The sequence below is a fragment of the Bradyrhizobium niftali genome, from assembly GCF_004571025.1.
Classification (GTDB): Bacteria; Pseudomonadota; Alphaproteobacteria; order Rhizobiales; family Xanthobacteraceae; genus Bradyrhizobium; species Bradyrhizobium niftali.
The window spans coordinates 95,585-122,202 of the sequence record NZ_SPQT01000013.1 but is presented as its reverse complement, the minus strand read 5'-3'; the positions used below and the strand labels follow the sequence as shown (position 1 = coordinate 122,202).

The following is a 26,618-nucleotide window of genomic DNA, read 5'->3' as shown; positions in this document are numbered from 1 at the left end:
TGCGAAATTTGAGAGAGGGCCTGATGCAACAGCCCAGCGGTGACGCGCAGAACGCCGACCAGATCGCCTATTGGAACGGACCGAGCGGGCAGCGCTGGGCCGACCGCCATGCGGCGCAGGAGCGGCTACTCGGGCCGATCGCCGATGTCCTGATCGCACGGGCCAAGCCGAAGCCGGGCGAGCGCGTCATCGACGTCGGCTGCGGCTCGGGTGCTACGACGGTCGCGTTTGCAAAGGAGGTGGCGCCGAACGGCTTTGCGCTCGGGCTCGACGTCTCCGATCCGATGCTGTCGCAGGCACGTGCGCTGGCGCCGAATGGCCTGCCGCTCGAGTTCGTGCTGGCGGATGCGACGGTCCATCCGTTCGAGCCGGCGAGCTTTGATCTGCTCGCATCGCGGTTCGGCGTGATGTTCTTCGCCGATCCCATCGCGTCCTTCACCAACCTTCGCCGTGCGCTGAAGCCGTCCGGGCGGCTTGCCTTTGCCTGCTGGCGCGAGCCGAAGGAAAATCCCTGGATGATGGCGCCGTTGATGGCGGTCTACAAACACGTGCCGAAGATGCCGCCGGTCGGACCGGAGGAGCCGGGGCCGTTCGCCTTTGCATCGGAGGAGCGCGTGACGCGCATCCTGAAAGGTGCAGGCTTCGTCGATGTGGCGATGGAGCCGCACAATCTCGCGATGGATGTCGCGATCGGCGGCGGTCTCGATGCGGCCGTCGACGGCGCCTTGCAGATTGGCCCGGCCAGCCGCGCGCTCCAGGGCCATCCGCCGGAGACGTACCAGGCCGCAAAAGCCTCGATCCGCGAGATGCTGGCGCCGTTCCTGAAGGGACAGTCGGTGGCGCTCCAGGGCGCGATCTGGATCGTGACGGCGAAGGCGGTGTAGGGCGCGGCTCTCGCCGCGCCGTCATTGCGAGGAGCTCTTGCGACGAAGCCATCCAGAATGTGCCCGCGGTGGTCGTCTGGATTGCTTCGCTTCGCTCGCAATGACGGTGTGGAGGCGGAATGCCTCACACCACATCATCCGGCGCCAGCGCACAGCCATTATCCGGATGCGTCTCGATCTGGAGCGTGGTGTGGCCGATGCGGAAGGACGCCTTGAGCAGCTGCGCGGTCTCCATCAGGAACGCATCGCCGCTACCTGCGGGCATGACGAGATGGCAGGTCAGCGCCGTCTCGGTGGTCGAGATCGGCCAGACGTGGAGATCGTGGATGGCGGAGACGCCGGGCCGTTGCTGCAGAAACGCCCTGATGGCGGCAAGGTCGGTGCCCTTGGGGGCGGCCGCCATCGACATGTCGATGGAGCCGCGGAGCAGGCTGGTCGTGCTCCAGAGGATGGTGGCGCAGATGACGAGGCTGGTGACGGGGTCGAGCCAGAGCCAGCCGGTCCAGATGATCAGCGCCGCCGAGACCACGACGCCGAGCGAGACGGCGGCGTCGGCGGCCATGTGCAGATAGGCGCCTTCGATGTTGATGTCGTCCTTGCGGCCGCGCGCGAACAGCATGGCGGTGAAGCCGTTGACGAGGATGCCGATGCCGGCGACCACCATCACGGTCACCCCCGCGACCGGCTCCGGCTCGCGCAGGCGCAAAATCGCCTCCCAGCCGATCGCGCCGGTCGCGACCAGCAGGAACACCGCGTTGGCCAGTGCCGCCAGGATGGTGGAGGCACGCAGGCCATAGGTGAAGCGGCCGCGCGGCGCGCGCCGCGCCGCGATCGAGGCGCTCCATGCCACGACCAGGCCAAGCACGTCGGAAAGATTGTGGCCGGCGTCCGCAAGCAGCGCGGTGGAGTTGCCGATATAGCCGTAGACCGCCTCGGCCACGACCAGCGCGACGTTGAGCGAAATGCCGATCGCGAACGCCTTGCCGAAACTGGCGGGGGCGTGGACATGCGCGTGGCCAGGACCGTGAGCATGGCTGTGGTCGTGACCATGGCCATGATCATGGGCGTGGCCGGCATGGTCATGATGATGGCCGTGATGGTCGTGGTTGCCCAAATCTAGCGCTCCCCGGAAGCTGCCAAATCAGGCGCCATTGTAGGCGTTTCGGTAGCCCCGTCACGCCGGAACAGCACGTAGAGCGCCGGCAGCACCAGGAGCGTCAGCACGGTCGAGGAGATGATGCCGCCGATCACCACGGTCGCAAGCGGCCGCTGCACTTCGGCGCCGGCACCTGTGGCGAGCGCCATCGGCACGAAGCCGAGGGAGGCGACGAGCGCGGTCATCAGCACCGGGCGCAGGCGGGTCAGCGCGCCCTCGCGCACGGCCTCCGCAATGGGGCGTCCCTCGCTGCGCAGCCGCTCGATGAAGGCGATGATGACGAGGCCGTTGAGCACGGCGACGCCCGACAGCGCGATGAAGCCGACGCCGGCGCTGATGGACAGCGGAATGCCGCGCAGCAAGAGCGCGGCGACGCCGCCGGTCAGCGCCAGCGGCACGCCGGAGAACACCAGCGCCGCATCCGCCGCCGACCCCATGCCCATGAACAGCAGCAGGAACACCAGCAGCAGCGCCGCCGGCACGACGATGGTCAGCCGCTTGGTGGCGGAGACCAGCTGCTCGAACTGTCCGCCCCAGCCGATCCAGTACCCCGGCGGCAGCTTGACCTTCTCCGCGACCGCGTCCTGGGCCTCGGCGACAAAGGAGCGCAGATCACGCCCGCGAACGTTGGCCATCACGACCACGCGGCGCTTGCCGTTCTCGCGGCTGATCTGGTTGGGGCCCGGCGCGATCTCGATCGCCGCGACGGAGGACAGCGGCACGTAGCGAAGCGCCGTGTTTCCACCCGCCCATGCGGCTTTCGTGACGGCGGCGGCATCCTCGCCCGGCGGCAGCGGGATCGGCAGCGACTTGATCGTGTCAGGGTTGGCGCGCAGGCTTTCCGGCAGCCGCACCACGATGTCGAAGCGGCGATCGCCTTCGAACAGCTTTCCGACCGGCTTGCCGCCGATCGCGATCTCGACCAGGTTTTGCACCTCGCTGAGGCTGAGGCCGTAGCGCGACAGCGCCTGGCGGTCGAGCTTGACGGTGAGAATCGGCAGGCCCGCGACCTGCTCGGTCTTGACGTCGGCAGCGCCCTCGATGCCGCGGACCACGCCGTTGACCTGCTGGGCGATGCCGGCGAGCACGTCGAGATCGTCGCCGAAGATCTTGACACCGACGTCGCTGCGGATGCCGGCGATGAGCTCGTTGAAGCGCATCTGGATCGGCTGGGTCATGCCATAGGCCGTTCCGGGCAGGGTGTTGGCGGCCCGTTCGAGCTCGGCGACCACCTCGTCCTTCGGCCTGGCGGGATCGGGCCATTCGTCGCGCGGCTTCAATGTGACATAGGTGTCGGCGACGTTCGGCGGCATCGGATCGTTGGCGATCTCGGCGGTGCCGATCTTGGAGAAGATAGTCGCGACCTCCGGTACCTGCTTGATTGTCTTTTCCAGCCGGAGCTGCATGTCGACGCTCTGGGTCAGGCTGGTGCCGGGAATCCGGATGGTCTCGATGGTGATGTCGCCTTCGTCGAGGCTCGGGATGAATTCGCCGCCCATGCGCGTCGCGGCGAAGATGCTGCCGGCAACGATCAGCAGCGCGCCAAACGCGACGCTGCCGCGGTAGCAGATGGCGCGGTCGAGCAGGGGAACGTAGAGCCGCTTGGCCGCGCGCATGAAGATGTTTTCCGTCTCCGAGACCTTGCCGGTGACGAAGATCGCCACCGCAGCCGGGACGAAGGTGATCGACAACAGCGCCGCGCCCGCGAGCGCCATCAGCACGGTCAGGGCCATCGGCGTGAACATCTTGCCCTCGGTCCCCGTCAGGGTCAGGACCGGCAAATAGACCACGGCAATGATGAGCGTGCCGAACAGGCTCGGCTTGATGACCTCGCTGCTGGCGGCGCGGATGGTCTCCATCCGTTCATCGAGCGACAGCAGCCGGCCACGCCGGTGCTGCTCGGAAGCGAGCAGCCGCAGGCAGTTTTCGACGATGATGACCGCGCCGTCGACGATGATGCCGAAGTCGATCGCGCCCAGACTCATCAGATTGGCGCTGACCTTGCTCTCGACCATCCCCGTGATCGTGAACAGCATCGACAGCGGGATGACGCAGGCGGTGATCAGCGCGGCGCGGATGTTGCCGAGGATCAGGAACAGCACCGCGATCACCAGCGCCGCGCCCTCGACGAGGTTCTTCTCGACGGTCTGGATGGTGGCTTCAACCAGATGCGTGCGGTCGTAGACGGCCCGCGCGACCACGCCGTCGGGGAGCGATTTCGCGATCTCCGTGAGCTTGGCCTTCACGCGCTGGGCCACGGTGCGGCTGTTCTCGCCGATCAGCAGCATGGCGGTGCCGAGCACGGTTTCGCTGCCGTTCGTTGTCGCAGCGCCCGAGCGCAGGTCCTGGCCTTCCTGGACGTCGGCGACGTCGCGGATACGCACCGGAACGCCGCCGCGCGAGCCGATCACGATGTCGCGGATCTCCTCGATATTGGCGACCTGGCCGGGCGCGCGGACGAGATATTGCTCGCCGTTGCGCTCGATATAGCCGGCGCCGACATTGGCGTTGTTGGCGGCCAGCGCCGTCATGATATCGCGGAAGCCGAGCTTGTAGGCCATCAGCCGGCCGGGGATCGGCAGCACGTGGAATTGCCGCTCATGACCGCCGATCGAGTTGACCTCGATCACGCCGGGAATGGTGCGCAGTTGCGGCTTGATGATCCAGTCCTGGATGGTGCGCAGTTCCGTCGGCGTGAACTCGGCCCCGGTTGGCGACTTCGCGCCGGCCTTGGCCTCGACCGAGTAGACATAGATCTCGCCGAGCCCGGTCGAGATCGGGCCCATCGCGACCTCGGTGCCTGCAGGCAGCTGGTCCTTTGCCTGCTGGATGCGCTCGTTGACGAGCTGGCGCGCAAAGTAGATATCGGTGCCGTCCTGGAATACGACGGTGACCTGGCTCAGGCCGTAACGCGAGATCGAGCGGGTGTAGTCGAGCCTGGGCAGGCCGCCCATCGCGGTCTCGATCGGGAAGGTGATGCGCTGTTCGGCTTCGAGCGGCGACAGGCCCGGCGCGCGCGTGTTGATCTGGACCTGGACGTTGGTGACGTCGGGCACCGCGTCGATCGGCAGGCGGGTGAAATTCCAGGCGCCGAAGGCGCCGGCCGCGAGCGCGAACAGGACCACGAGCCATCGTTGACGAATGGAGAAGGCGAGGAGGGCGTCAATCATGGTCGGCGTCTCCCTTGCCCATCTCCGCCTTGACCACAAAACTGTTCTCGGCGACGTAGCGCTCGCCGACGGAGAGCCCTGCGCGGATCTCCACGAATTTCGGATCGGAGTCGCCGAGCTCCACGGGGCGCGCCTCGATCTTGTCGCCGTCCTCGCGGACGAACACGATGGTCCTGCTCTCCAGCGTCTGGATCGCACTTCGGCGCACGGCAACTGCGACGTTGCGGGCGGCGAGGATCAGCCGCGCCGTGACGAACAGGCCGGGGCGAAGCCGGCCATCGGGATTCGGCAGCACCACGCGCGCCAGCGCGGTCTGGGTCTCGCTCGAGCCGATCGGTGCCATGTAGGAGATCGCGCCCTTGATCTCGCCGCGGCCATCGTCGGGATCGATCAGCACCTCGTCGCCCAGGCGAACGCGCCGGAGGTCCTGCCGGTAGATCGACAGGTCGACCCAGATGCTGGAGAGGTCGGCGACGACGAAGGCCGGTTTCTGCTCGGAGGCGTATTCGCCGAGCGAGATCTGCCGCTCGATGACGGTGCCGGCGATCGGCGCCTTCAGCTCGTAGACGGTGAGGCTCTGGTTGCTCTCGATCGCGGCGAGCAGATCGTCCCTGGCGACCTTGTCGCCGATGCGCTTCTGGATCGATTTTGCAATTCCGGGAAATCGGGGTGTGACCTGAACGACCGCCTCCTGGTTGGCGCGCAGGATGCCGTTGAAGGCCAGCGTGTCGGTCAGCGTGGCGCCCGCGGCCTCCGCCAGCGTGACGCCGGCGGCGGCCAGCTTGACGTCGGAGATGCGGATGCGGTCGGCGCCGTGCTCGTCCTGCTCGACATGGTCGTTCGGTTTCTCCGGCTTCTTGTCGGCGGCATGTTCGGTCGGCGCGACCCTGGCCGGCGCAAGCATGGCGTAGCCATAGGCACCGAGCGCTGCGGTGATGATCGCGAGGAGGATGGTAGAGGATGTCTTCATCGTGCGCCCTCCCGGGCCAGCGCAAAGGGATTGCCGACGAGGCCTTCGATGGTCGCCACCCCGGCATGGAAATTCTGCAGCGCCTCCTGCTCGCGCAGCCGCGCCTGTGCGACGCTGGCCTGGGCATCGAGCACTTCGAGCAGGGTGAAGCGGCCCTGGCCGTAACCTTGCGAGATCGCGTCCGCAGCCTCAGTGGCTTTAGGGATAGCGGTCTCGCGCAGCACGGCGAGCTCGCGAAGCGAGCCCTGGAGCGAGTCATAGGCACGGCCCGCAATTACGATCAGCGTGTTGCGGTTGGCCTCGCGCTCGGCCCTGGTCTTGGCGAGGCTTTCCTGCGCGGAGAGGATGTTGCCCTGGTTCCGGTCGAACACGGGGATCGGCACCGAGACGGTGAGGCGCGCCGCATCGTCATTGGTCTCGTTGAAATGGCGCCAGCCGGCCGCGATCCGCACGTCCGGATAGGGCTTGAGCCGCGCCATCAATAGTTCGGCATTGCGCTGGGCAAAGACCGCCGTCCAGCGCACCAGTTGCGGATTGGCATCGATGGCAGCGACGACCGACTGGAACGTGGGCGGGCGTCCCGTGGTGTCGAGCCGGCCGGAGACCTCGCCGAACTTCGCCGCAGCATCGCCCATCAGGACCGCAAGCTCGCGCCGGGCGCTCGCCAGCGTCGCCTTGAAGCGCTCGCGATCGGCCTTCACCAGGGCGGAGGCGACCTCGGCGCGGCCGGTCTCGGCCGGGGAGGAGGCGCCGGCCTCGACGCGGCGGCGGAGCAGCGGCGTCAGCCGGTCAATCGCGACAATTTGCTCGTCGAGGATCTGGATGCGCCGCTGCGCGCCGAGCACGCTCAGGAAGGCGATCGCGGTCTCCGACAGCACCTCCAACCTGACAGCCTTGCGCTGGATCGCGGCGACCTCGATGCCGGCCTGTCCGGCAGCGATCCTGGCGTCCCGCTTGCCGAACAGCTCGAAGGCCTGGCTGATCTGGAGCGTGGTCTCGGCCGATCGCGTGCCGCGATAGATGCCCGACCCGAATGAATTGTCCTGTTCATAGGACAGTTCCGGATTGAGAAGGGCGCCTGCCTGGATGCGTTGGCCCGTGGCAATGCCGACGTCGCGCTCCGCCGCCGTCAGGCGTGGGCTCGCGGCCAGCGCGCGCGAGAGCGCTGCGCGCATCGTCAGCGTCTGGGCGTGTGACGTCAGCACCAGGGGTGGGCTGATGAGAATAGCCGTCGCGCACGCGATGCGCGCGGCCAGTCGCCTGCAAGACATGAACCGAACCTGTGAAGGAGAACCGATGGGCGCGATGGGGCGCCCGGCTGATCCGTTCAGGTCAGGTGCTTGGGGGGAGGAGAGTCCGTATCGGGCGCGATGCCGGCGAGCGCCGGCTGCCGCTGCGGGACCGGCGCGGCCATCACGTCGGCCGCGGTTTCCGGTTGCACCGGTTGCACGACGGCGACGGAGAAGCAGCCGTGGCAGTGATGGCCGGCAAGCGCCTTGTGATCGCCATGGCCGGCGGCGCCGTCTTCGAGCATCGAGGCGATCTCCGGGCCGCCGGACGGGCTGGTGACATCGATGTCGTGGGCGCCGTGGAGCGCGCCCGAGAGCAGATACATGACCGCGACGAACACAGCCACGAGCCCACGCCAGTTGCGTGTGTAGCTCAGTCTGAAGGGCCGGCGATTCAGGACCACGAATTCACTCTCGCTGTCGGTTCGGCTGGCCTAGCATGGCGGCGGGAACAGTGTCGACCCGCAATAATGTTACGTATGCGGAACTCAACGTCGCAGTTGCAGCATCACGATGCGACTGCGACCGGTTCGCAACAAACGGCGGTTACGCGTTCATTCGGCGGCCTCCGGAATCTGCTCCGACGCGATAACCCCATCGCCCGTACGCAGCCCAAAGCCCTTCACCAGCCCGAAGATCGCGGGAATTACGATCAGCGTCAGCAGCGTCGACGAGATCATGCCGCCGATCATCGGCACGGCAATCCGCTGCATGATCTCCGATCCCGTTCCGCTGCTCCACATGATCGGCAGCAGGCCGGCCATGATCGCAACCACCGTCATCATCTTCGGGCGGACGCGCTCGACCGCGCCTTCCATGATCGCCTTGTCGAGATCGTCGCGGGTCAGGGCGCGGCCCGCGCGAGCGCAGCGCGCTTTGGCCTCGGCGAGCGCCTGGTTGAGATAGATCAGCATCACCACGCCGGTCTCTGCCGCCACGCCCGCGAGTGCGATGAAGCCGACCGCGACCGCGACCGAGAGGTTGAAGCCGAGCCACCACATCAGCCACAGACCGCCGACGAGGGCGAAGGGCAGGGAGAGCATCACGATCAGGGTCTCGGTGATCGAGCGGAAGTTGAGATAGAGCAGCAGGAAGATGATCAGCAGCGTCACCGGCACCACGATCTTCAGCCGCGCGGTGGCGCGTTCCAGATATTCGTATTGCCCGCTCCAGACCACATAATAGCCTGATGGGAACTGGATGCTCGCTTGCACCGCGGCCCTCGCGTCGGCGACATAGCCGCCGAGGTCGCGGTCGCGGATATCGACATAGATGTAAGTCGCAAGCTGCCCGTTCTCGGTCCGGATCGAGGTCGGCCCACGCGCCGGCGCGACGCTCGCGACCTCGCCGAGCGGAACGGCGCCGCCGCCCGGCATCGGCACCAGGATGTCGCTGGCGATCGCCTTCGGATTGTCGCGCAGATCGCGCGGATAGCGCATGTTGACGGTGAAGCGCTGCCGGCCCTCGACGGTCGTCGTCACCGCCTGGCCGCCGAGCGCGGTCGCGATCGTGTCCTGCACGTCCTGCACCATGATGCCGTAGCGCGACAGCGTCTCGCGGTCCGGCGTGATCTCGAGATAGTAGCCGCCGAGGCTCCGCTCGGCATAGGCCGAGGAGGTGCCGGGCACCGCCTTGAGCACCTGTTCGATCTGCCGGGCCAGTCTGTCGATCCCGGCGAGATCGGTGCCCATGACCTTGATGCCAACGGGGGTGCGGATGCCGGTCGAGAGCATGTCGATGCGGGCCTTGATCGGCATCGTCCAGGCGTTGGAGACGCCCGGAAATTGCAGTGCCTTGTCCATCTCGGCGATCAGGCTGTCGATGGTCACGCCGGCGCGCCACTCGTTCTTCGGCTTGAGGTCGACGATGGTCTCGAACATCTCCGACGGCGCCGGATCGGTCGCGGTGGCCGCGCGACCGGCCTTGCCGTAGACCGAGGCGACCTCCGGAAACGAGCGGATGATGCGGTCCTGGGTCTGCATCAGCTCGGCCGCCTTGGTCACGGAAATGCCGGGAAGCGTCGTCGGCATGTAGAGCAGGGTGCCTTCGTTGAGGTTCGGCATGAACTCGGAGCCGAGCCGGCCGGCCGGCCAGATCGAGGCGGCGAGCACGCCGAGCGCGAGCAGGATCACCAAGATCCGTGCGCGCAGCACGCCTGATATGACCGGCCGGTAGATCCAGATCAGGACGCGGTTGATCGGGTTCTTGTGCTCCGGGATGATCCTGCCGCGGACGAAGATCACCATCAGCGCCGGCACCAGCGTGACCGACAGCAGCGCCGCCGCCGCCATCGCAAAAGTCTTGGTGAAGGCGAGCGGGCTGAACAGCCGGCCCTCCTGCGATTCCAGCGTGAAGATCGGCATGAACGAGACGGTGATGATCAGCAGGCTGAAGAACAGCGCCGGGCCGACCTCGGCGGCGGCCTCGATCAGGATCGCCACCCGCGAATGGCCGGGCTCGGCGCGCTCGAGATGCTTGTGCGCGTTCTCGATCATGACGATCGCGGCATCAATCATGGCGCCGATAGCGATCGCGATGCCGCCGAGGCTCATGATGTTGGAGCCGATCCCGAGCAGCTTCATCGCCCCGAACGCCATCAGCACCCCGACGGGGAGCATCAGGATGGCGACCAGCGCGCTGCGGACATGCAGCAGGAACACGATGCAGACCAGCGCCACCACGATGCTCTCCTCGAGCAGCGTGTGCCTGAGCGTCTCGATCGCGGCCTTGATCAGGTTGGAGCGGTCGTAGACCGGAACGATCTCGACCGATTTCGGCAGGCTGGTTGCGCTCTCCCTGAACCGCTTCTTGACGCTCTCGATCACGTCGAGCGCGTTCATGCCGAAGCGCTGCAGCACGATGCCGCTCGCCACCTCGCCCTCGCCGTTGAGCTCGGCGATGCCGCGCCGCTCGTCCGGCCCGAGCTCGATGCGGGCGACGTCGCGCAGCTTGACCGGCGTCCCGTTGCTCGTCTTCAGCACGATGTTGCCGAGGTCGTCGACGTTCTTCAGATAGCCCTTGCCGCGGATGACATATTCGAACTCGGAGAGCTCGACGGTGCGACCGCCGACGTCGGCATTGCTGGCGCGGATGGCGTCGCGCATCTTCTGCATGGTGATGCCGAGATCGCGCATGCGCTGCGGATCAAGGATGACGTTGTACTGCCTGACGAAGCCGCCGACGCTGGCGACCTCCGCGACGCCTTCGGCCTTGGCGAGGGCGAATTTCAGGTTCCAGTCCTGGATTGTCCGCGTCTCGGCAAGGTTCAGCTCCTTGGACATCACGGCGTATTGGTAGACCCAGCCGACGCCGGTGGCGTCAGGGCCGATCGTTGGCGTGACGCCGGCCGGCAGCCGTGCCGCGGCGCCGTTGAGGAATTCGAGCACGCGCGAGCGGGCCCAGTAGATGTCGGTACCGTCCTCGAAGATGATGTAGACGAAGGAGACGCCGAAGAAGGAGAAGCCGCGCACCACCTTCGACTTCGGCACCGTCAGCATGGCGGTAGTGAGAGGGTAGGTGACCTGGTCCTCGATCACCTGGGGCGCCTGACCCTGATATTCGGTGTAGACGATGACTTGGGTGTCGGAGAGATCCGGAATGGCGTCCAGCGGCAGATGGAGCAAGGCATAGAGGCCGGCAGCAGCGGCAAAGCCGGTGCCGAACAGCACCAGCAGCAGATTGCGGGCCGACCAGGCGATCAGGCGGGCGATCATTGCTGGGCTCCTTCGGCAAAACCCTTGAGCGCCGCCTTCAGGTTGCTCTCCGCGTCGATCAGGAAGTTGGCGGACACGACGACGGGCTCGCCATCGGCGACACCCTGCCTGACCTCCACGTATCCCGAGCCGCGATGGCCGGTCTTGACCTCGCGCGGCTCGAACCGGCCCTCTCCCTTGTCGACGAAGACGGCCTGCCGACTGCCGGTATCCATCACCGCGCTCTCAGGGACGGTCAGGACCGGTTCGCCCGTCCCGGTGTCGATCCCGGCGTCGACGTACATGTCGTGCAGCAGCGCGAGGTCTGGGTTCGGCAATTCGACGCGGATGCGCGCGGTTCGGGTCTCCTTGTTGATCTCGGGATAGATCACTTCGACCCTCCCCGAGAATTCGCGGCCCGGAAAACTCCGGGCCCGCACGGTAGCCAACTGACCTTTGGAAATCATGCCCAGGTCGCGTTCCGCTACGTCGATCAACGCCCACATTACCGAGTGATCCGCGATCCGGAACAGCACGCCGCCCGGCTGCACGCGCATGCCCTCGATCGCGCTACGCTCCAGGACGATGCCATCGCGTGGCGCAGTCCACTCGACGGAGGTCGGCACGCTCCGGCTTTTCTCGATCGCCGCTATGGCGGCTTCCGGTACGTCAAGGTTGATCAGTCGCTGACGGGAGCCGCGGCCGTAGGCCTGGTCACCGCCCGTCGTCTTGGACGTGATGGTGGCGAGATATTCGGCGGCCGCCGACACGACGGCGGGGCTGTAGACCTCCATCAAAGGCTGCCCCTTCACGACGTGGGAGCCGGTCGTCACGTTGGCGACTTTCAGGATGAAGCTTTCGGACCGCATCGAGATGACGGAGACTCGCCGCTCGTCGAGTTGAATGACGCCGGGGGCACGGACCATCGTGCGGATCGTGCGGAGCGCAGCGGGCTCGGACCTGACGCCCGTACGCTGGATCCTGCCCGGAGATAGCCGGACGGAACCGTCGTCGCTATCGTCGCCTTCGTAGACAGGGATATAGTCCATCCCCATGGAGTCCTTCTTCGGCACCGGCGAGGTGTCCGGCAGACCCATTGGGTTGCGGTAGTATTTGACTTTGCGATCGCCCCTGGCCTCGGCCGCAGCCGTCACCGCGGGCTGCTCGGGCTCGTCGAAGCTGATGTCCGCGCCCGCAGGTACGGCACGATAGGTGCGGCCGTCCTCGGTGTTCTTCGGGGTCAGCGAATACAGCGGCTTGCCGTCCGGGTCCTGATAATAGATCGGGGCAACCGTATCCGCCGCGTTTGCCGAGGATATGAGTTGGCCGACGTCGGGCTGTGGCCGCAGGACGCCGGCGGCGAACAGCGCGAGACCTGCCGCGGCGAGAATCGCAGCGGCAGTGCCGATGAGGAGGCGGCGGGTCATTTCTCGGCCGTGACGAGGAGCTTGTTCTCGACCGTTCCGGTTTCGCCCTGCACCTTGGCGCCGAGCGAGAGTTGCCAGCGACCGGCCATGCCGAAGGTCGCCTTGAACCGGTATGTCCCGGGCTCAGTGCCCGGCATCGCGGTGACCTTGGTGGCCATCTCCTGCATGCCGTCGGGCGCCATGTCGAGCCGGCTGGCGAAAATCACGGCATCCGGCACGGTCTTGCCGGTGGTCTTGTCGACCAGTCGCACCGTCACGATGCGATCGGCGCCGGCCTTGACGGTCGGCTGCACGAGCTGGAACTCGTAGTTCTTGATTTCGGCGCGTGCGGCACCCGCAAACGCGGCGGCGATCAGCGCGGCCATGGCGGCACGCGCGACGTTGGACATTGTCATGATTTCAATTCCTCGATGGATCTGATGGTACCGCCATGACCGCGCGCCCCAGGGGACAAGCAACAAGACGGCAGGCAGCGATGCGCGCGCCGTTATCGACGCGCACATTCGTCCGGCGCGTGAGCGCCGGTCAGACCGTCAATCGAGGTGGATGATCCGGAGGTGGACGGGTAAGGCCGTCGGCAATGGTATCATCGAGCGGCCGGAGCAGTTCGAGCGCACGCGGATCGAGAGTTGCCGTCACGACCGCCGGCCCAGCCTGCAACACCTTCAACATGCAGATCGCGAGGAGAGGGCAGTCCTGGCATTGCTTGCCGTCGTGCTGATCGGGACAGCAAGGCATGTCGGCGGACATGTCTTGCGCGTCGGTCATCTGCATGTCGCTGGCCATCGGCAGTCCTGCCGCTGCTGGCGTCACCAGCGGCGCAACCATCAGCCCCGCGGTCACGAGGACCGCGAGCACGAGCCTGAGGATGCGACGAGCAATCATGGCGCGACATTCTCACACGGGAACAACATTGGAAAGTCCAGTGGTTCACGAGTGTGCGAGCAGGGCGCGTGGGTGGTTAATCGTCTCGAACGATCGCGGAGTACGATGCTACTGCGCGATGCCTCGCTGGACGGGTATGCCAGAACGCGGAAAGGCCCCAGCCCGGGGCTGACCGGCTGAGGCCTTTTGTGCTCACAATCTTCATCCTTGGGACTTGCATCACCAACGCGCCCCGCGCCGGCACGTTCCGTGGGGCTTGGGATTATTTTGCGCCGGTCATCGGTGCGATTGCACAGAGGTCGTCATGCCCGGGCTTGTCCCGGCCATCCACGTCTAGTCACGCTGCGCGAAGAACGTGGGTGCCCGGGACAAGCCCGGGCATGACGTCGTGGAGGCTTTTGCGCCCGTTGCCGGGACTAGTGGCGTGCCTACGCCTTCTCCTCCCAGATCATGGCGAGATGGACGATCGTCTGCACCGCCTTTTCCATGTCCTGCCGGCTGACCCATTCGAGGCGCGAGTGGAACGCGTGCTCGCCGGCGAAAATGTTGGGGCAGGGCAGGCCCATGAAGGACAGGCGTGAGCCGTCGGTGCCGCCGCGGATCGCGGTGCGCATCGGCCGCAGGCCGGCGCGGCGGATCGCCTCGATAGCGTATTCGAGGATGTGCGGGTGACGGTCGATCACCTGCTTCATGTTGCGGTACTGCTCCCTGACCTCGAACGTGTAGGTCGAGCGCGGATAGTCCTTCATCACGTCCTTGACGATGTTCTCGAGCAGGATCTCCTTCTCCTTCAGGCCTTCCTCGGTGAAGTCGCGGACGATGAAGGAGAGCGTCGCCTGCTCGAGCGCGCCGTCGATGCTGATCGGATGCAGGAAGCCCTGCTTGCCTGACGTCGTCTCGGGCGAACAGCCCTCCTTCGGCAGTCGCTCGACGATGGCGGCCGCGATCTTGATCGCGTGCTCCATCTTGCCCTTGGCGTAGCCGGGATGGGCGCTGACACCGTTGATGGTGATGGTGGCGCCGTCGGCCGAGAAGGTCTCGTCCTCGACAGAGCCCGCGCTCTCGCCGTCCATGGTGTAGCCGAAATCGGCCCCCAACTTCTTGATGTCGACGTTGTCGACGCCGCGGCCGACCTCCTCGTCGGGCGTGAACAGGATCTTGATGGTGCCGTGCTTCACATCGGGATTGTTGATGAAGAAATACGCGGCATCCATGATCTCGGCGACACCGGCCTTGTTGTCGGCGCCCAGCAGCGTGGTGCCGTCGGTGGTGATGATGTCGTTGCCGATCTGGTTCTTCAGCGCGGGATGCTCGGTGAAGCGGATCACCTGGCTGGTATCGCCCGGCAGGGTGATGTCGCCGCCGCGATAGTTTCTCACCATTTGCGGCTTGACGTCCTTGCCGGTGACGTCGGGCGAAGTGTCCATGTGCGAGCAGAAGCAGATCACCGGCACCTTCTTGTCGGTGTTGGCCGGGATCGTTCCGTAAACGTAGCCGTAATCGTCGAGATGGGCGTCGGCGACGCCCATCGCCCTCAGCTCGGTGACGAGGACGCGGCCGAGATCCTTCTGCTTCTCGGTCGAAGGCGAGCTGGGGGATTCCGGATCGGACTGGGTGTCGATGGTGACGTAGCGCAGGAAGCGCTCGGTCACGGTATGCGAAAAGGTGAGGGAGGACATTTCTGGTCAAACCGCCGGGTCTTTGGGGATGCAGGCGGTATATCAGAAAAGCGGGGCTTTGATGCGGCCGGAACGATGCGGAGCAGGCTTAACGAAAAGTAGCGGCCAGAGCGTTTTCGAGCGAAGTGGGCACCGGTTCGCGTAAAGAAAACGCGTCAAACAAAAAATCTAGAGGCGGTTCCGATGCCATCGGAACCGCCTCTAGATCGCTTCCTTCAGTTCCTTGACCGGGCGGAAGACGACCTTCTTGCTGGCCTTGATGTGGATGGCCTCGCCGGTGGCGGGGTTGCGGCCGGTCCGGGCGGCCCGCTTGCGGACCTGGAGGATGCCAAGACCGACGATGCGGACGCGGTCGCCTTTCTTGAGATGCTTGGCGATCAGGTCGACCATGTCGGTCAGGACGGCCTCAGCGTGCTTTTTCGACAGGTCCTGGCTCTCCGCGATGTCAGCGGCCAGGTGCTTGAGCGTGATGGTGGCGGGAGCGGCTGCCTTCTTCGCCGAATCCTTCTTAGCCGAATCCTTTTTACCCATGTCTGGCCTCCTCAATGACAGGGAAGCCCCGGAAAAGCCGGTAAAGCGTGGGGATCCCTCTAAGTCCTGGAAGGCGTAGACGATTCGGGCGCGGGCTGACTATGCCACGAGTTCCCGCCGGACGCCGGCAAGCGCCGTCAGTGCCGTGAAAGGCATCGAGGAGTTCGGGCTAAGACTATGAAGGGATTGCCAAAATGGCGCGAGAGACGGGGCTCGAACCCGCGACCTCCGGCGTGACAGGCCGGCGCTCTAACCAACTGAGCTACTCCCGCGTGGTTCGCTGAAAGCGCGCGGAACGAGGGGGGACTTAAAGGCGGGACCTGTTGAAGTCAAGGACGTTGCGCTTCGTCAGGACACATCGGCTAAGCATTGCTCTGGAAAACGAAAAAGGCCGCCCGGAGGCGGCCAATGGTCAGCCCGGAACAGGGCGTGTCAGCGAATCTCCGACGAGCCCGCGCTCGTCACCACCACCGGCTTGCCGGCCTTGATCACGTGGGTCGACTGGGCGGTCTGGCTGTAATCGGCATTGGTGCGGGCTGCGATCCCGAAACCGGCCACCGCGATGCCGGCCACCAGCGCCACCACCACGATCTTCAGGTGGGTCGCACGATCAGCAGAGTGAATTGAGTGGTTCATCTGAGCCTCCCGACGGGCTTTGCCGCCGTCTATGGCTCTTCTTCTAATGACCGTCTGTTTCCGGATGGTTTCGCGGGTTCCGCAAAATGGTTTCATCTGCCCGCCCGGCTGGTTTCACCGGGCGGCGGCGGGATCCGGGCCGGCCTCAGGCCGCGGCCCGACCAATATCGACCCGGATCGCGCGGGCGGCCCATACGAACAGCACGGCGCCCAGCGTGGTCGTGACCGCCGCCGAGAGCAGGGAGTACCGCACGGCGTCTGCGCCGTAACTTCCCTTCAGGGCATCGTTGACCATGCCGACGGCGAGCGGGCCGACGCCCTGGCCGAAGCAGGTCGCGGTGAGCGCGATCAGCGCGGAGGCCAGCGCCCGCATGCTCGGCTTCGCCACGGTCTGGGCGATCGCGAAGATCTGCCCGAGATGGAAGCCGACCAGGAACGAGGTCAGCGCCAGCATCGCCACCATCATCGCGAAATCCTGCGTCAGCATGCACAGCGCGAACACCGGGCCGGCGAGGCCCGAGGTGATCGCGGGCGCCCACAGCTTCCAGCGGTCGTCGCTGCGGCTCACTTGCGCCACCACGAAGCCGCCGAGCAGGGTGCCGGCCATGCCGGCCAGCCCCTTGAAGGTGCCGGCATAGGTGCCGATCTCGGCGCTCGACAGATGGTGCACGCGGGCCAGGAACGGCGGGATCCACGCCGCGGTCGCGTAGTTCGTGTAGGTGGTGAGGCAGAAGCCGATCAGCACGATGACGAAGCTCCGCTGCGAGGACAGGAACCGCAGCGTCGGTCCGAGCGGTTCGGGCACGAAGCTCTCCTGCATGGCGCCGCGCTTCGGCTCGGAGATCGTCAGCCACAGGACCAACGCGAGCAGGATGCCCGGCAAGCCCGCGACATAGAACGCCATCCGCCAGCCATAGTGCTGGTTGACGTAGCCGCCGACGAAATAGCCGAGGAAGACGCCGAGATAGGTGCCGATGGCGTAGATGCCGAGCGCGCGCGGGCGCTCGTTCTTGGCGAAGAGATCGGCGACGATCGACTGCGAGGCGGGCGAGCCCGCGGATTCGCCGATGCCGACGCCGATGCGCGCCAGCGCCAGCGAGGTCACGCTCGAGGCCGCGCCGCACAGCGCCGTCATCGCGCTCCAGAACGCGAAGGCCACGGCCACGATGTTGCGCCGGTTGAGCCGGTCGGCGGCGCGCGCGATGGGGATGCCGAGCAGGGAGTAGAACAGCGCGAAGCCGAAGCCTGCGAGCAGGCCCATCATGGTGTCGCTGAGGGCGAACTCCTTCTTGATCGGCTCGATCAGGACGTTGAAGATCGTGCGGTCGAGGAAGTTCAGCGCGTAGATGATGGTGAGCAGCCCCAGCACGTAATAGCGCCGCGCCGAGGGCTTTGCCGCGGTGGCCGTTTGCACCGACACTTGTGACGTCACATCGACCATCGCATCCCCCCAATTTGTCGTTGTTGTCGTTGTCGGTCCAGCCCCTATTGGAGCCGGCAGCATCACGCGTCGCGGATGTAGTTCCCCGCTTCGAATTCGACCGGGGGCGCGCTTGCGTCGAACGAGACGCCGATCGGGTCGCGATCTGCGTCCATCGCCTCCAGTTGTTCGCTCAGCATGCGCCGGATCATCAGGATGCCGCGGTCGCTCTGGCCGAAATGCTCCTCGGCGTGAACCGTCACCTCGCCCTGGCCGACCTGGGCCTCGTAATCGCCCGGGAATTGCTGGTGCTCTTCCTCGGTCATGTCCCACCAGAATTTTCCGTTGAACTTCGAGCGCATCCGGCCGATGTCGCCTGATGTCTTGACGCGGCCGGCGACGTAGATGCGGAACGATGTGTCGTCGATCGGCAGCGTCCAGCCGATCGACTCGACGCGGGCGAATTGCGCCACGCGCGGGTTCGGCACGACGCGCAAGGTGGGGAGGGCGGCTTCGGTGACGCGGTAAAACACCTTGCCGTCGTCCTGTTTGCGGATCGAGCGCACGGCGATCCCGCGCGGCGTCTTGTCGAACCTCACCTCCGGCATCGAGGCCATCATGTCAGTGAATTGCGGCCCCGAGAACGAGCCGTGCAGCACCGGCACGTGGTAGGGATCGACCACGTTCTCGAAATGCTGGAGCCAGTTGCAGGGGATCACTGCAGGTCCGCCGCCGCCGATCGAGGAATCGTCCGCCTCGACGAACTCGCCATCGTCCATGTTTTCGAGGCACTCATAGCGCGGCAGCACCGGGCGTTTCTCGGCCGGGCCCATATAGGCGAAGATCAGTCCGTAGCGTTCCTCGACCGGATACCAGGGCTGGCGCACCTTGTCCTTGAACTGGCCGCCGCCGGGCTCGCAGGGCTGCTCCAGGCAGTGGCCCTCGGCGTCGAACTTCCAGCCGTGATAGCAGCAGCGGATGCCGTCCTCCTCGACCTTGCCATAGTAGAGCGTGGTGCCGCGATGGCAGCAGCGCGCGTGCAGGAGACCCGTACGGCCATGCTTGTCACGGAACAGCACCAGATCCTCGCCCAGCGCGCGCACCTTCTTCGGGGTGCCGGTGGCATCACCGACGAGCCCGACCGGGTGCCAGTAACGGCGGAGCAGTTCACCCATCGGCGTGCCGCGCACGACCGAGGTGAGCTCCGTGCGCGTCTGCGCCGGCTTCATCGCATAGGCCGTGCCGAGATCGCGATCCCGCTGGGTGATGGTCATGCTGGTCCTCCCGCCGTGGGCCGTGCTGGCTGGCCTTTTTGATGCCTTGTCCCCAGTGAAAAATAATTCGATGACAATGTCAACGATCTTCCAAATGCCTCTTAGTCGCAGTCGGATGAGGTGGGGAGGCGGCCTGCCTTGAGCCTCGGACTTGCTTTGGACTTGCTTCGGACTTGGGCTTGGACTTGGGCTTGGCAGGCCACCGCTTTCTTGGCACAGGTGGAGCATGAACCAGACACCGAGGGACGGGTGGACGACGCCCGAGGCGGACGAGAGCGAGCCGGCGCCGATCACCGTCATGCTGTCGTCGCGGCTGATGGTGCTCGCCAATCTGCTCAAGCGTGGCGCCATCCTGCGCTACAAGCGCCTCACCGGATTGTCTTCCGTCGAGTTCGGTCTCGTCGCCTCGCTCGGCCGGCGCCCGCCGATGAGCGTGGCGCGGCTCGCTGAGGCCGTCGGCCAGGACAAGGGACAGATCAGCCGCGCGCTCGCGAACCTCGTGTCGCGCAAGCTGATCGCGAAGTCGGCAAATCCGAAGGATAGCCGCGAAGTGCTGGTCTCGCTGACCGCAACCGGCCTTGCCGCGCATGATGCGATCGTCGAAGGCGCGCAGGAGCGCAACCGGCGCCTGCTGGAACAGCTGAGCGAAGCCGAGTTCGATGCGCTGCTGCGGCAGATCGATCAGCTCAGCGCGGTTGCCGCCGAGATGCTCGAGGCCGAAAAGAATTGGCGCTGATGTCTCGGCAATCCCTGGAAATAATGGATCGCTTCTAAGAGTCTCTCTAAGAAGCTTTCAATTAGGGAAATCGCGCGCCCTCTCATAAGCGTCACCTTTAAGCGCATGCCGTGCTGGGACACCACGGCATGACGCATCGAACATGCAGCTTTGGGGTGGCGCGTTGAACAGTCTTGGAATGCTGCGGTCGGCCGTGTTGGCGACCGCATCCGCTTGGGTCTTGGTGCCGCAGGCATCGCTCGCACAATCGTCTACGCAGGGTGGCGTACAGAGCTTGCCGGCGGTGACCGTCACGGCGCCGGAGGCGCGCCGCCGCGCACCCGCTTCGGTCGTGCACAGCGCGCAGCGGCGGTCGGTGCAGGCCGCCAATCGCAACAAGCCGCAACCGCAGCGCAATGTCGGCTTCGTCGAGACGCCGCGCGGGCCGGTGAATGGCTACGTTGCCGGTCGCAGTTCGTCGGGCACGAAAACCAATACGCCGATCATGGAGACGCCGCAGGCGGTCTCGGTGATCGGCGCGGAACAGATCCGCGACCAGAAGCCGAACAAGCTCGACGAGGTGCTGCGCTACACCGCCGGCGTGCGGGCAGGGACCTTCGGCGCGGATACGCGCAACGACTGGTGGCTGATCCGCGGCTTCAAGTCCGACGACGTCGGGCTGTTCCTCGACGGCATGCAGCTGTTCTACACGTCCTATGCGAGCTGGAAGCTCCAGACGCCCAACATGGAGCGTGTCGAGGTGCTGCGCGGCCCGTCGGCGGTGCTCTATGGCGGATCGAGCCCGAGCGGCATCGTCAACGTCATCAGCAAGATGCCGCCGGCCGAGCCGATCCGCTACGTCGAGACGGGTGTCAACAATTTCGGCAACGCCTATGTCGGCTTCGACGTCGGCGGGCCGGTCGCGACGCAGAGCGGGAACGGCAAGCTGTTCTACCGCGTCGTCGGCCAGGTCCAGAACGGCCCGACCCAGGTCAACTTCACGCCGGACAACAACTACTTCATCGCGCCGTCGGTCACCTGGAAGCCGGATGCCGACACCACCTTCACGGTGCTGGCCTCGGCCTCGAAGCAGGACACGCGTGGCATCAACTTCCTGCCCTACCAGGGCACGGTGACCAATGCGCCCTTCGGCAAGATCCCGACCAGCTTCTTTGCCGGCGATCCGAATGTCGACAAGTTCACGCGCGAGCAGGAGATGCTCGGCTACCAGTTCGAGCGCAATCTCAACGACGATCTGACGTTCCGGCAGAATGCGCGCTTCGCCCATGTCGACGTGACCTATCGCGGTTACGTCGGCAATGGTTGGGCCGACGTCAACACGGCCACTCTCAACCGCTACAATTGGTATGCGAAGAACACCGCCAACCAGGCCGATCTCGACAACCAGCTGGAGTATCGCTTCGACACCGGCCCGTTGAAACACACGATGCTGTTCGGCGTCGACTTGAAGGGCTATCAGATCGACGATTACCAGCTCTTCGGGGGCGGCGTGCCCTCGATCAGCGTCTTCAATCCCACCTACGGATTGAGCGACATTCCGTTCGCGGGCGATCCGTTCCGAAACTTCCGGATCACGCAGAAGCAGGCCGGTACCTATCTCCAGGACCAGATGAAGCTCGGCAATTTCACGCTGGTGCTGAGCGGCCGCAATGATTGGGTCGAGACCACTCAGGACAAGCGCTTTACGGGCGCCATGGTTGCCAGCCGCGACGACAGCAGGTTCAGCGGACGCGCGGGCCTGATCTACAATTTCGACAACGGCATCGCGCCCTACGTCTCCTATTCGACGAGCTACAACCCGGTCATTGGCTTGAATGCCAGCAACCAGTTGCTCTTGCCGGAAACCGGCAAGCAGGCCGAAGTCGGCTTGAAAGTGCAGCCCAAGGGCTTCGATGGCTATTTCACGGTTTCGGCTTTCGACCTGAAGCGCCAGAACGCGCTGACGACCGATCCGTCGAATTCGTTGCTGCAGAACCAGACCGGCGAGGTGACCTCGCGCGGCATCGAGCTTGAAGCGGTGGCCAATGTTACGAAGGAGCTGAAGCTGATTGGCGCCTTCACCAGCTATCACATCTTCACCAGCAGGGATCTCGATCCGACGCTGGTCGGCAAGACGCCGACCAACACGCCTTCACTCCTGGCATCAGGCTGGGCCGACTACACCTTCAAGGAAGGACCGCTGACGGGGTTCGGCTTCGGCGGCGGGGTCCGCTACGTCGGCTCGTCCTGGGCCGACACCGCCAATACGCTCGAAGTTCCCGCGGTGGTTCTCGGCGACCTCGCGCTCCACTACGAATGGCAGAACTGGCGCACGGCACTCAACGTGATCAACCTGACCGACAAGATCTATGTCGCAAGTTGCGCCTCGGCCTCGTCCTGCTTCTACGGCGACCGCCGGCGCATCACCGCCAGCGTCTCCTACAAATGGTGAGGCAAACGACGAGGACAGGCCAACGTGAAGCTGCGCCTGTCGGGCCTCGGACCGGCCTGAACTTGGCCCTCTGTCTGCTTCGCTGACTGATACCGCTGATCTTCCACCTGGAGGTCGATGAGCTGCCGGGCGATGCCCCCCGGCCCGGAGCTCATGCGAGCGCGGCGCGTGCGACGCCCTGGCAAGTCGCCGACGCCGCGCTCGCGGCCGATCCGGGTGCGCCAGCCGACGCATTCGCCAGACGAGCCCCGGTCCCGTCGTGATGCATGGCTCGTCTGACCGTCGCGCCTGTGGATACGTGTCTTTCTTGCACCGCGGTCGCGACCATCACCGGCTCCCCTGGCTGTGCTGCTCCGAGGAAGACGCAGCCAGTGTGTCGCCCGGGTGACGCTGGGCGCCTGTCCTCGTGGTAGATTTTGCTGCGCGGCCTCGATAAAGTGAGCTTCCCCAACAGCGGATATCGCCGCCGAGCGCACTTGGGCTGATCGGGATCGCCCTTGCTGGGGCGGTCGATCTGCTCCATACCAGCCGCGGGGTGATTCCGGGATTTCTACCGTTCTGGGGCGGCAAAGGGCCTAAAAAGAGCGTGTCTTGCGCCCATTGGTGCACTGCGCTAAGGCTCAGAATAATTCCAAATCGGGACGAATCCGCGGCTCCCCCGACGTCGCGGGAAAAAGGGCTCGCCAATGAGCGGCATTCTACAGAACTATCTTCCACTCGTTGTCTTCATAGGGGTAGCGGGCCTCATCGGCCTCGTGCTGCTGATCGCGCCTTTCATCGTGGCGTTCCAGCAGCCGGACCCAGAAAAGCTGTCGGCGTATGAGTGCGGTTTCAACGCTTTCGACGACGCCCGCATGAAGTTCGACGTCCGCTTCTACCTGGTCGCCATCCTCTTCATCATCTTCGACCTCGAGGTGGCGTTCCTGTTTCCCTGGGCGGTGGCGTTCGGCAAGCTTGGCGCGACCGGCTTCTGGTCCATGGTGGTGTTCCTTGCCGTGCTGACGGTCGGGTTCGCCTATGAATGGAAGAAAGGGGCACTGGAATGGGATTGAACCCTGCACCGTCCGCCGGTCCGGTTCTCGCGCCGGCCCCCAAGGGCATTCTGGATCCGTCGACCGGCAAGCCGGTCGGGGCCAATGATCCGTTCTTCCTCGAGGTCAATTCGGAGTTGTCCGACAAGGGCTTCTTCGTGGCCGCGACCGACGACCTCATCACCTGGGCGCGCACCGGCTCGCTGATGTGGATGACCTTCGGTCTCGCCTGCTGCGCGGTCGAGATGATGCAGGTGTCGATGCCGCGCTACGACGTCGAGCGTTTCGGCTTCGCGCCGCGTGCCTCGCCGCGCCAGTCCGACGTGATGATCGTCGCGGGTACGCTCACCAACAAGATGGCCCCGGCGCTGCGCAAGGTCTACGACCAGATGCCCGAGCCGCGCTACGTCATCTCGATGGGCTCGTGCGCCAATGGCGGCGGCTACTATCACTATTCCTATTCGGTCGTGCGCGGCTGCGACCGCATCGTGCCGATCGACATCTATGTGCCGGGCTGCCCGCCCACGGCGGAAGCGCTGCTCTACGGCGTGCTGCTGCTTCAGAAGAAGATCCGGCGCACCGGCACCATCGAACGCTAAGGTTTTACGTCATGGACGATGGCAAGCTCGACGCCCTTGGGCAAACGATCGTTAGCGCGCTTCCGGGCGCGGCCACCGGTCATTCGGTGGCCTTCAACCAGCTGACGGTGGATGTCGAGGCCAGCAAGATCGTTGAGGTGGTCAAGTACCTCCGCGACGATCCGAGCTGCCGCTTCGTCAACTTCACCGACATCACGGCGGTGGACTATCCGGATCGCGAGAAGCGCTTCGACGTGATCTACCACTTTCTGTCACCGACGCTGAACACGCGGATCCGGCTCAGGGCTCAAGCCGACGAGACCACCCAGGTGCCGTCGCTGATCGATGTGTTCCCCGGCGCCGACTGGTTCGAGCGCGAGGCCTACGACCTCTATGGCGTGTTCTTCGTCGGCCATCCCGACATGCGCCGCATCCTCACCGATTACGGTTTCGAGGGCCATCCGCTGCGCAAGGATTTCCCGACCACCGGCTTCGTCGAGGTCCGCTACGACGACCAGGAGAAGCGGGTGGTGTACGAGCCTGTCAGGCTCAACCAGGAATTCCGCAAGTTCGACTTTTTGTCGCCGTGGGAGGGCGCCGACTATCCGGTCCTTCCGGGTGATGAAAAAGCAGGGCCGAAGGTCTGATCATGAACGAGCAACCCGAACAGCTTCGCAATTTCACAATCAATTTCGGTCCGCAGCATCCGGCCGCGCACGGCGTGCTGCGCTTGGTGCTGGAGCTTGACGGCGAGGTCGTCGCCCGCGTCGACCCGCATATCGGCCTGCTTCACCGCGGCACCGAGAAGCTGATCGAGCAGAAGACCTATCTCCAGGCGATCCCTTATTTCGATCGCCTCGACTACGTCGCGCCGATGAACCAGGAGCACGCCTTCTGTCTCGCGGCCGAGAAGCTGCTCGGCATCGAGGTGCCGCGCCGCGGCCAGCTGATCCGCGTGCTCTATTGCGAGATCGGCCGCATCCTGTCCCATCTGCTCAACGTCACCACGCAGGCGATGGACGTCGGCGCGCTGACCCCGCCGCTGTGGGGTTTCGAAGAGCGCGAGAAGCTGATGGTGTTCTACGAGCGCGCCTCGGGCAGCCGTATGCACGCAGCCTTCTTCCGCGTCGGCGGCGTGCATCAGGACCTGCCGCAAAAGCTGGTCGACGACATCGAGGCCTGGTGCGATCCGTTCCTGAAGGTGGTCGAAGATCTCGATCGCCTGCTCACCGCCAACCGCATCTTCAAGCAGCGCAACGTCGATATCGGCGTGGTGCCGCTGAAGGAAGCCTGGGCGTGGGGCTTCTCGGGCGTGATGGTGCGCGGCTCCGGCGCGGCCTGGGACCTGCGCAAGTCGCAGCCCTATGAGTGCTACGCCGAGATGGATTTCGACATTCCGATCGGAAAGAACGGCGACTGCTACGACCGCTACCTGATCCGCATGGAAGAGATGCGCCAGTCGGTGCGCATCATGAAGCAGTGCATCCAGAAGCTGAACGCGCCTGAGGGCAGGGGCCCCGTCGTCGTCGAGGACAACAAGGTCGCGCCGCCCCGCCGTGGCGAGATGAAGCGCTCGATGGAAGCGCTGATCCACCACTTCAAGCTCTACACCGAAGGCGTTCACGTGCCGGCCGGCGAGGTCTACGCCGCGGTCGAGGCCCCCAAGGGCGAGTTTGGCGTCTATCTCGTCGCCGACGGCACCAACAAGCCCTACAAGTGCAAGATCCGCGCGCCGGGCTTCGCCCATCTCCAAGCCATGGATCATATCTGCCGCGGCCATCTGCTCGCCGACGTCTCGGCGATCCTGGGTTCGCTCGACATCGTGTTCGGAGAGGTCGATCGGTGATGGCGCAGGCGCCAATCCAGTTTGACCGCGCCTCGGGGGCCCTTGAAGGGGCCAACCTGTGGGAGCGGACGGCTGCCTTGGCGCTGGTGACGGGATCGAAGATCTCGTCGCATTTCTCGCATATGGGCTACATCGCCTGCGCGAACCTGCTGCGGAAAACGCTGCCCGAGCGCAACATCGCGATCAAGCTCAATCCCGACGCCGTGTTCGAATTCCCTTATGGCGACGGCTATTGGAGCAAGCTGCTCAACCGCTCCTATAACTATGAGGACGAGCTGGAGCTCCTGTTCGCCGACTCCATCGACGTCGACTACACGCTGCTCGATTGCGGCGCCAATTACGGCTACTGGTCGGTGCTGGTGTCGAGCAGGCCGTTCGGCTCGCACAAGGCGATCGCGATCGAGCCGTCGGGGCAGAACTATCCGAAGCTTGCCAACAACGCCCGCGTCAACGCTGGCCGCTTCGAGACCCTGAAGTGCGCGATCGGCTCTGCCCGTGGCACCGCGCGGCTGTCGGGCACCAAGCACGAGGCCTTCAGCATCGCCGGCGATCCGTCGTCGGGCGGCGAGGAGGTGCCGGTCATCGCGCTGGACAACCTCATCGACGACGGCAAGGTTGCAGCGAGTGGCAAATACCTGATCAAGCTCGACGTCGAGGGCGTCGAGATCGAGGCGATCAAGGGCGGCGCCCGGCTGCTTGAGACCGACAGCGTCATCATGTGCGAGGAGCACGGCAGCGACCGCAGCCACGCGGTGTCGCGCTACATCCTCGAACAGACCCCGCTGAAGCTGATCGTGTTCGATCCGCGCAGCAACCGGATGGAGACCGTGAAGGAGCTGTCGATCCTCGACCGCATCAAGGTCTCGACCCACGTCGGCTACAACGTTTTCGGCACCGCAAGCGCATTCTGGCAGGACAGGATCGATGCCCTGAATGCCAAGACTCTGAATGCCAAGACCACGCGCCGCATGCAGTGAGAGATT

At 65.2% G+C, this 26,618-nt stretch carries 22 protein-coding genes and 1 tRNA gene; 8 read left to right on the top strand and 15 right to left on the bottom strand.

Translation table 11 applies throughout. The features are described from left to right. The first annotated feature begins 23 nt into the window (after nt 1-23). Nucleotides 24-884 (top strand): class I SAM-dependent methyltransferase, encoded by an 861-nt coding sequence (locus tag E4K65_RS22520; protein ID WP_167771038.1) that lies wholly within the window; start codon nt 24-26, stop codon nt 882-884. 124 nt (nt 885-1,008) lie between these two features. Here the strand turns inward: E4K65_RS22520 and E4K65_RS22515 are convergent, their stop codons facing one another. From E4K65_RS22515 to E4K65_RS22445, 15 genes are all read right to left on the bottom strand, one after another. Then, nucleotides 1,009-1,998 carry a cation diffusion facilitator family transporter gene (locus tag E4K65_RS22515; RefSeq protein ID WP_167771037.1) on the bottom strand — a complete coding sequence of 330 codons (990 nt, stop codon included), beginning with the start codon at nt 1,996-1,998 and terminating at the stop codon, nt 1,009-1,011. Nucleotides 1,999-2,000: 2 nt separating this feature from the next. Next, nucleotides 2,001-5,210, bottom strand: coding sequence for a divalent metal ion exporter subunit IhpC (gene ihpC / locus E4K65_RS22510; RefSeq protein ID WP_135176035.1), 3,210 nt, complete (start codon nt 5,208-5,210; stop codon nt 2,001-2,003). Then, nucleotides 5,203-6,180 carry a divalent metal ion exporter adaptor subunit IhpB gene (gene ihpB, locus E4K65_RS22505; protein WP_135176034.1) on the bottom strand — a complete coding sequence of 326 codons (978 nt, stop codon included), beginning with the start codon at nt 6,178-6,180 and terminating at the stop codon, nt 5,203-5,205. Before ihpB ends, ihpC begins: the two co-directional genes overlap by 8 nt. Next, nucleotides 6,177-7,451, bottom strand: coding sequence for a divalent metal ion exporter subunit IhpA (gene ihpA, locus E4K65_RS22500; RefSeq protein ID WP_135176033.1), 1,275 nt, complete (start codon nt 7,449-7,451; stop codon nt 6,177-6,179). The genes ihpB and ihpA overlap by 4 nt, the downstream gene beginning before the upstream one ends. 56 nt (nt 7,452-7,507) lie before the next feature. Beyond that, complete coding sequence (locus E4K65_RS22495) at nt 7,508-7,873, bottom strand: hypothetical protein (protein WP_135176032.1); 366 nt, start codon at nt 7,871-7,873, stop codon at nt 7,508-7,510. A gap of 150 nt (nt 7,874-8,023) precedes the next feature. Then, entirely contained in the window at nt 8,024-11,182 is a 3,159-nt protein-coding gene (locus tag E4K65_RS22490) for an efflux RND transporter permease subunit (RefSeq protein ID WP_135176031.1), read from the bottom strand. Beyond that, nucleotides 11,179-12,588, bottom strand: coding sequence for an efflux RND transporter periplasmic adaptor subunit (locus E4K65_RS22485; protein ID WP_135176030.1), 1,410 nt, complete (start codon nt 12,586-12,588; stop codon nt 11,179-11,181). The genes E4K65_RS22490 and E4K65_RS22485 overlap by 4 nt, the downstream gene beginning before the upstream one ends. Then, complete coding sequence (locus tag E4K65_RS22480; RefSeq protein ID WP_135176029.1) at nt 12,585-12,983, bottom strand: FixH family protein; 399 nt, start codon at nt 12,981-12,983, stop codon at nt 12,585-12,587. Before E4K65_RS22480 ends, E4K65_RS22485 begins: the two co-directional genes overlap by 4 nt. A 130-nt stretch (nt 12,984-13,113) precedes the next feature. After that, complete coding sequence (locus E4K65_RS22475) at nt 13,114-13,473, bottom strand: hypothetical protein (protein WP_135176028.1); 360 nt, start codon at nt 13,471-13,473, stop codon at nt 13,114-13,116. A 428-nt stretch (nt 13,474-13,901) separates the two neighbouring features. Beyond that, nucleotides 13,902-15,152 (bottom strand): peptidase T, encoded by a 1,251-nt coding sequence (pepT, locus tag E4K65_RS22470; protein ID WP_135176027.1) that lies wholly within the window; start codon nt 15,150-15,152, stop codon nt 13,902-13,904. Between the two features lie 201 nt (nt 15,153-15,353). Further along, nucleotides 15,354-15,683, bottom strand: coding sequence for an HU family DNA-binding protein (locus E4K65_RS22465; RefSeq protein ID WP_135176026.1), 330 nt, complete (start codon nt 15,681-15,683; stop codon nt 15,354-15,356). 195 nt (nt 15,684-15,878) lie between these two features. Beyond that, nucleotides 15,879-15,955: transfer RNA gene (locus E4K65_RS22460), tRNA-Asp, on the bottom strand. A gap of 160 nt (nt 15,956-16,115) precedes the next feature. After that, nucleotides 16,116-16,319: a hypothetical protein gene (locus E4K65_RS22455; RefSeq protein ID WP_025576489.1), complete on the bottom strand. Its 204-nt coding sequence runs from the start codon at nt 16,317-16,319 to the stop codon at nt 16,116-16,118. A 145-nt stretch (nt 16,320-16,464) separates the two neighbouring features. Beyond that, complete coding sequence (locus E4K65_RS22450) at nt 16,465-17,760, bottom strand: spinster family MFS transporter (RefSeq protein WP_135176025.1); 1,296 nt, start codon at nt 17,758-17,760, stop codon at nt 16,465-16,467. A gap of 62 nt (nt 17,761-17,822) precedes the next feature. Continuing rightward, nucleotides 17,823-19,013: an aromatic ring-hydroxylating dioxygenase subunit alpha gene (locus E4K65_RS22445; RefSeq protein WP_135176024.1), complete on the bottom strand. Its 1,191-nt coding sequence runs from the start codon at nt 19,011-19,013 to the stop codon at nt 17,823-17,825. 226 nt (nt 19,014-19,239) lie between these two features. On the opposite strand from E4K65_RS22445, the gene E4K65_RS22440 reads away from it, so the two are divergent. The 7 genes from E4K65_RS22440 to E4K65_RS22410 all read left to right on the top strand — a co-directional run bounded on the left by E4K65_RS22440 (nt 19,240) and on the right by E4K65_RS22410 (nt 26,612). Beyond that, on the top strand, nt 19,240-19,749 hold the full coding sequence (locus E4K65_RS22440; protein ID WP_135176023.1) for a MarR family winged helix-turn-helix transcriptional regulator: 510 nt from the start codon (nt 19,240-19,242) through the stop codon (nt 19,747-19,749). 178 nt (nt 19,750-19,927) lie between these two features. Further along, nucleotides 19,928-22,180 carry a TonB-dependent siderophore receptor gene (locus tag E4K65_RS22435; RefSeq protein ID WP_167771036.1) on the top strand — a complete coding sequence of 751 codons (2,253 nt, stop codon included), beginning with the start codon at nt 19,928-19,930 and terminating at the stop codon, nt 22,178-22,180. Between the two features lie 686 nt (nt 22,181-22,866). Continuing rightward, nucleotides 22,867-23,232 carry an NADH-quinone oxidoreductase subunit A gene (locus E4K65_RS22430; protein WP_008136158.1) on the top strand — a complete coding sequence of 122 codons (366 nt, stop codon included), beginning with the start codon at nt 22,867-22,869 and terminating at the stop codon, nt 23,230-23,232. Next, on the top strand, nt 23,229-23,810 hold the full coding sequence (locus E4K65_RS22425; RefSeq protein WP_371090238.1) for a NuoB/complex I 20 kDa subunit family protein: 582 nt from the start codon (nt 23,229-23,231) through the stop codon (nt 23,808-23,810). The genes E4K65_RS22430 and E4K65_RS22425 overlap by 4 nt, the downstream gene beginning before the upstream one ends. 11 nt (nt 23,811-23,821) lie before the next feature. Next, nucleotides 23,822-24,436, top strand: coding sequence for an NADH-quinone oxidoreductase subunit C (locus E4K65_RS22420; RefSeq protein ID WP_135176021.1), 615 nt, complete (start codon nt 23,822-23,824; stop codon nt 24,434-24,436). Between the two features lie 2 nt (nt 24,437-24,438). Continuing rightward, on the top strand, nt 24,439-25,635 hold the full coding sequence (locus E4K65_RS22415) for an NADH-quinone oxidoreductase subunit D (RefSeq protein ID WP_135176020.1): 1,197 nt from the start codon (nt 24,439-24,441) through the stop codon (nt 25,633-25,635). Beyond that, on the top strand, nt 25,635-26,612 hold the full coding sequence (locus tag E4K65_RS22410; protein ID WP_167771035.1) for an FkbM family methyltransferase: 978 nt from the start codon (nt 25,635-25,637) through the stop codon (nt 26,610-26,612). Before E4K65_RS22415 ends, E4K65_RS22410 begins: the two co-directional genes overlap by 1 nt. The last annotated feature ends 6 nt before the right edge of the window (nt 26,613-26,618 follow it).

Excerpts from the sequence above, each read along its gene's own strand:
- E4K65_RS22410 (WP_167771035.1), top strand. The coding sequence starts at position 25,635 with ATGGCGCAGGCGCCAATCCAGTTTGACCGCGCCTCGGGGGCCCTTGAA.
- E4K65_RS22435 (WP_167771036.1), top strand. The coding sequence starts at position 19,928 with ATGCTGCGGTCGGCCGTGTTGGCGACCGCATCCGCTTGGGTCTTGGTG.
- ihpB (WP_135176034.1), bottom strand. The coding sequence starts at position 6,180 with ATGAAGACATCCTCTACCATCCTCCTCGCGATCATCACCGCAGCGCTC.
- E4K65_RS22520 (WP_167771038.1), top strand. The coding sequence starts at position 24 with ATGCAACAGCCCAGCGGTGACGCGCAGAACGCCGACCAGATCGCCTAT.
- E4K65_RS22450 (WP_135176025.1), bottom strand. The coding sequence starts at position 17,760 with ATGGTCGATGTGACGTCACAAGTGTCGGTGCAAACGGCCACCGCGGCA.
- E4K65_RS22440 (WP_135176023.1), top strand. The coding sequence starts at position 19,240 with ATGAACCAGACACCGAGGGACGGGTGGACGACGCCCGAGGCGGACGAG.
- E4K65_RS22485 (WP_135176030.1), bottom strand. The coding sequence starts at position 12,588 with ATGACCCGCCGCCTCCTCATCGGCACTGCCGCTGCGATTCTCGCCGCG.
- E4K65_RS22420 (WP_135176021.1), top strand. The coding sequence starts at position 23,822 with ATGGACGATGGCAAGCTCGACGCCCTTGGGCAAACGATCGTTAGCGCG.
- E4K65_RS22480 (WP_135176029.1), bottom strand. The coding sequence starts at position 12,983 with ATGACAATGTCCAACGTCGCGCGTGCCGCCATGGCCGCGCTGATCGCC.
- pepT (WP_135176027.1), bottom strand. The coding sequence starts at position 15,152 with ATGTCCTCCCTCACCTTTTCGCATACCGTGACCGAGCGCTTCCTGCGC.
- E4K65_RS22445 (WP_135176024.1), bottom strand. The coding sequence starts at position 19,013 with ATGACCATCACCCAGCGGGATCGCGATCTCGGCACGGCCTATGCGATG.
- E4K65_RS22475 (WP_135176028.1), bottom strand. The coding sequence starts at position 13,473 with ATGATTGCTCGTCGCATCCTCAGGCTCGTGCTCGCGGTCCTCGTGACC.
- E4K65_RS22490 (WP_135176031.1), bottom strand. The coding sequence starts at position 11,182 with ATGATCGCCCGCCTGATCGCCTGGTCGGCCCGCAATCTGCTGCTGGTG.
- ihpC (WP_135176035.1), bottom strand. The coding sequence starts at position 5,210 with ATGATTGACGCCCTCCTCGCCTTCTCCATTCGTCAACGATGGCTCGTG.
- E4K65_RS22465 (WP_135176026.1), bottom strand. The coding sequence starts at position 15,683 with ATGGGTAAAAAGGATTCGGCTAAGAAGGATTCGGCGAAGAAGGCAGCC.
- E4K65_RS22455 (WP_025576489.1), bottom strand. The coding sequence starts at position 16,319 with ATGAACCACTCAATTCACTCTGCTGATCGTGCGACCCACCTGAAGATC.
- ihpA (WP_135176033.1), bottom strand. The coding sequence starts at position 7,451 with ATGTCTTGCAGGCGACTGGCCGCGCGCATCGCGTGCGCGACGGCTATT.
- E4K65_RS22415 (WP_135176020.1), top strand. The coding sequence starts at position 24,439 with ATGAACGAGCAACCCGAACAGCTTCGCAATTTCACAATCAATTTCGGT.
- E4K65_RS22430 (WP_008136158.1), top strand. The coding sequence starts at position 22,867 with ATGAGCGGCATTCTACAGAACTATCTTCCACTCGTTGTCTTCATAGGG.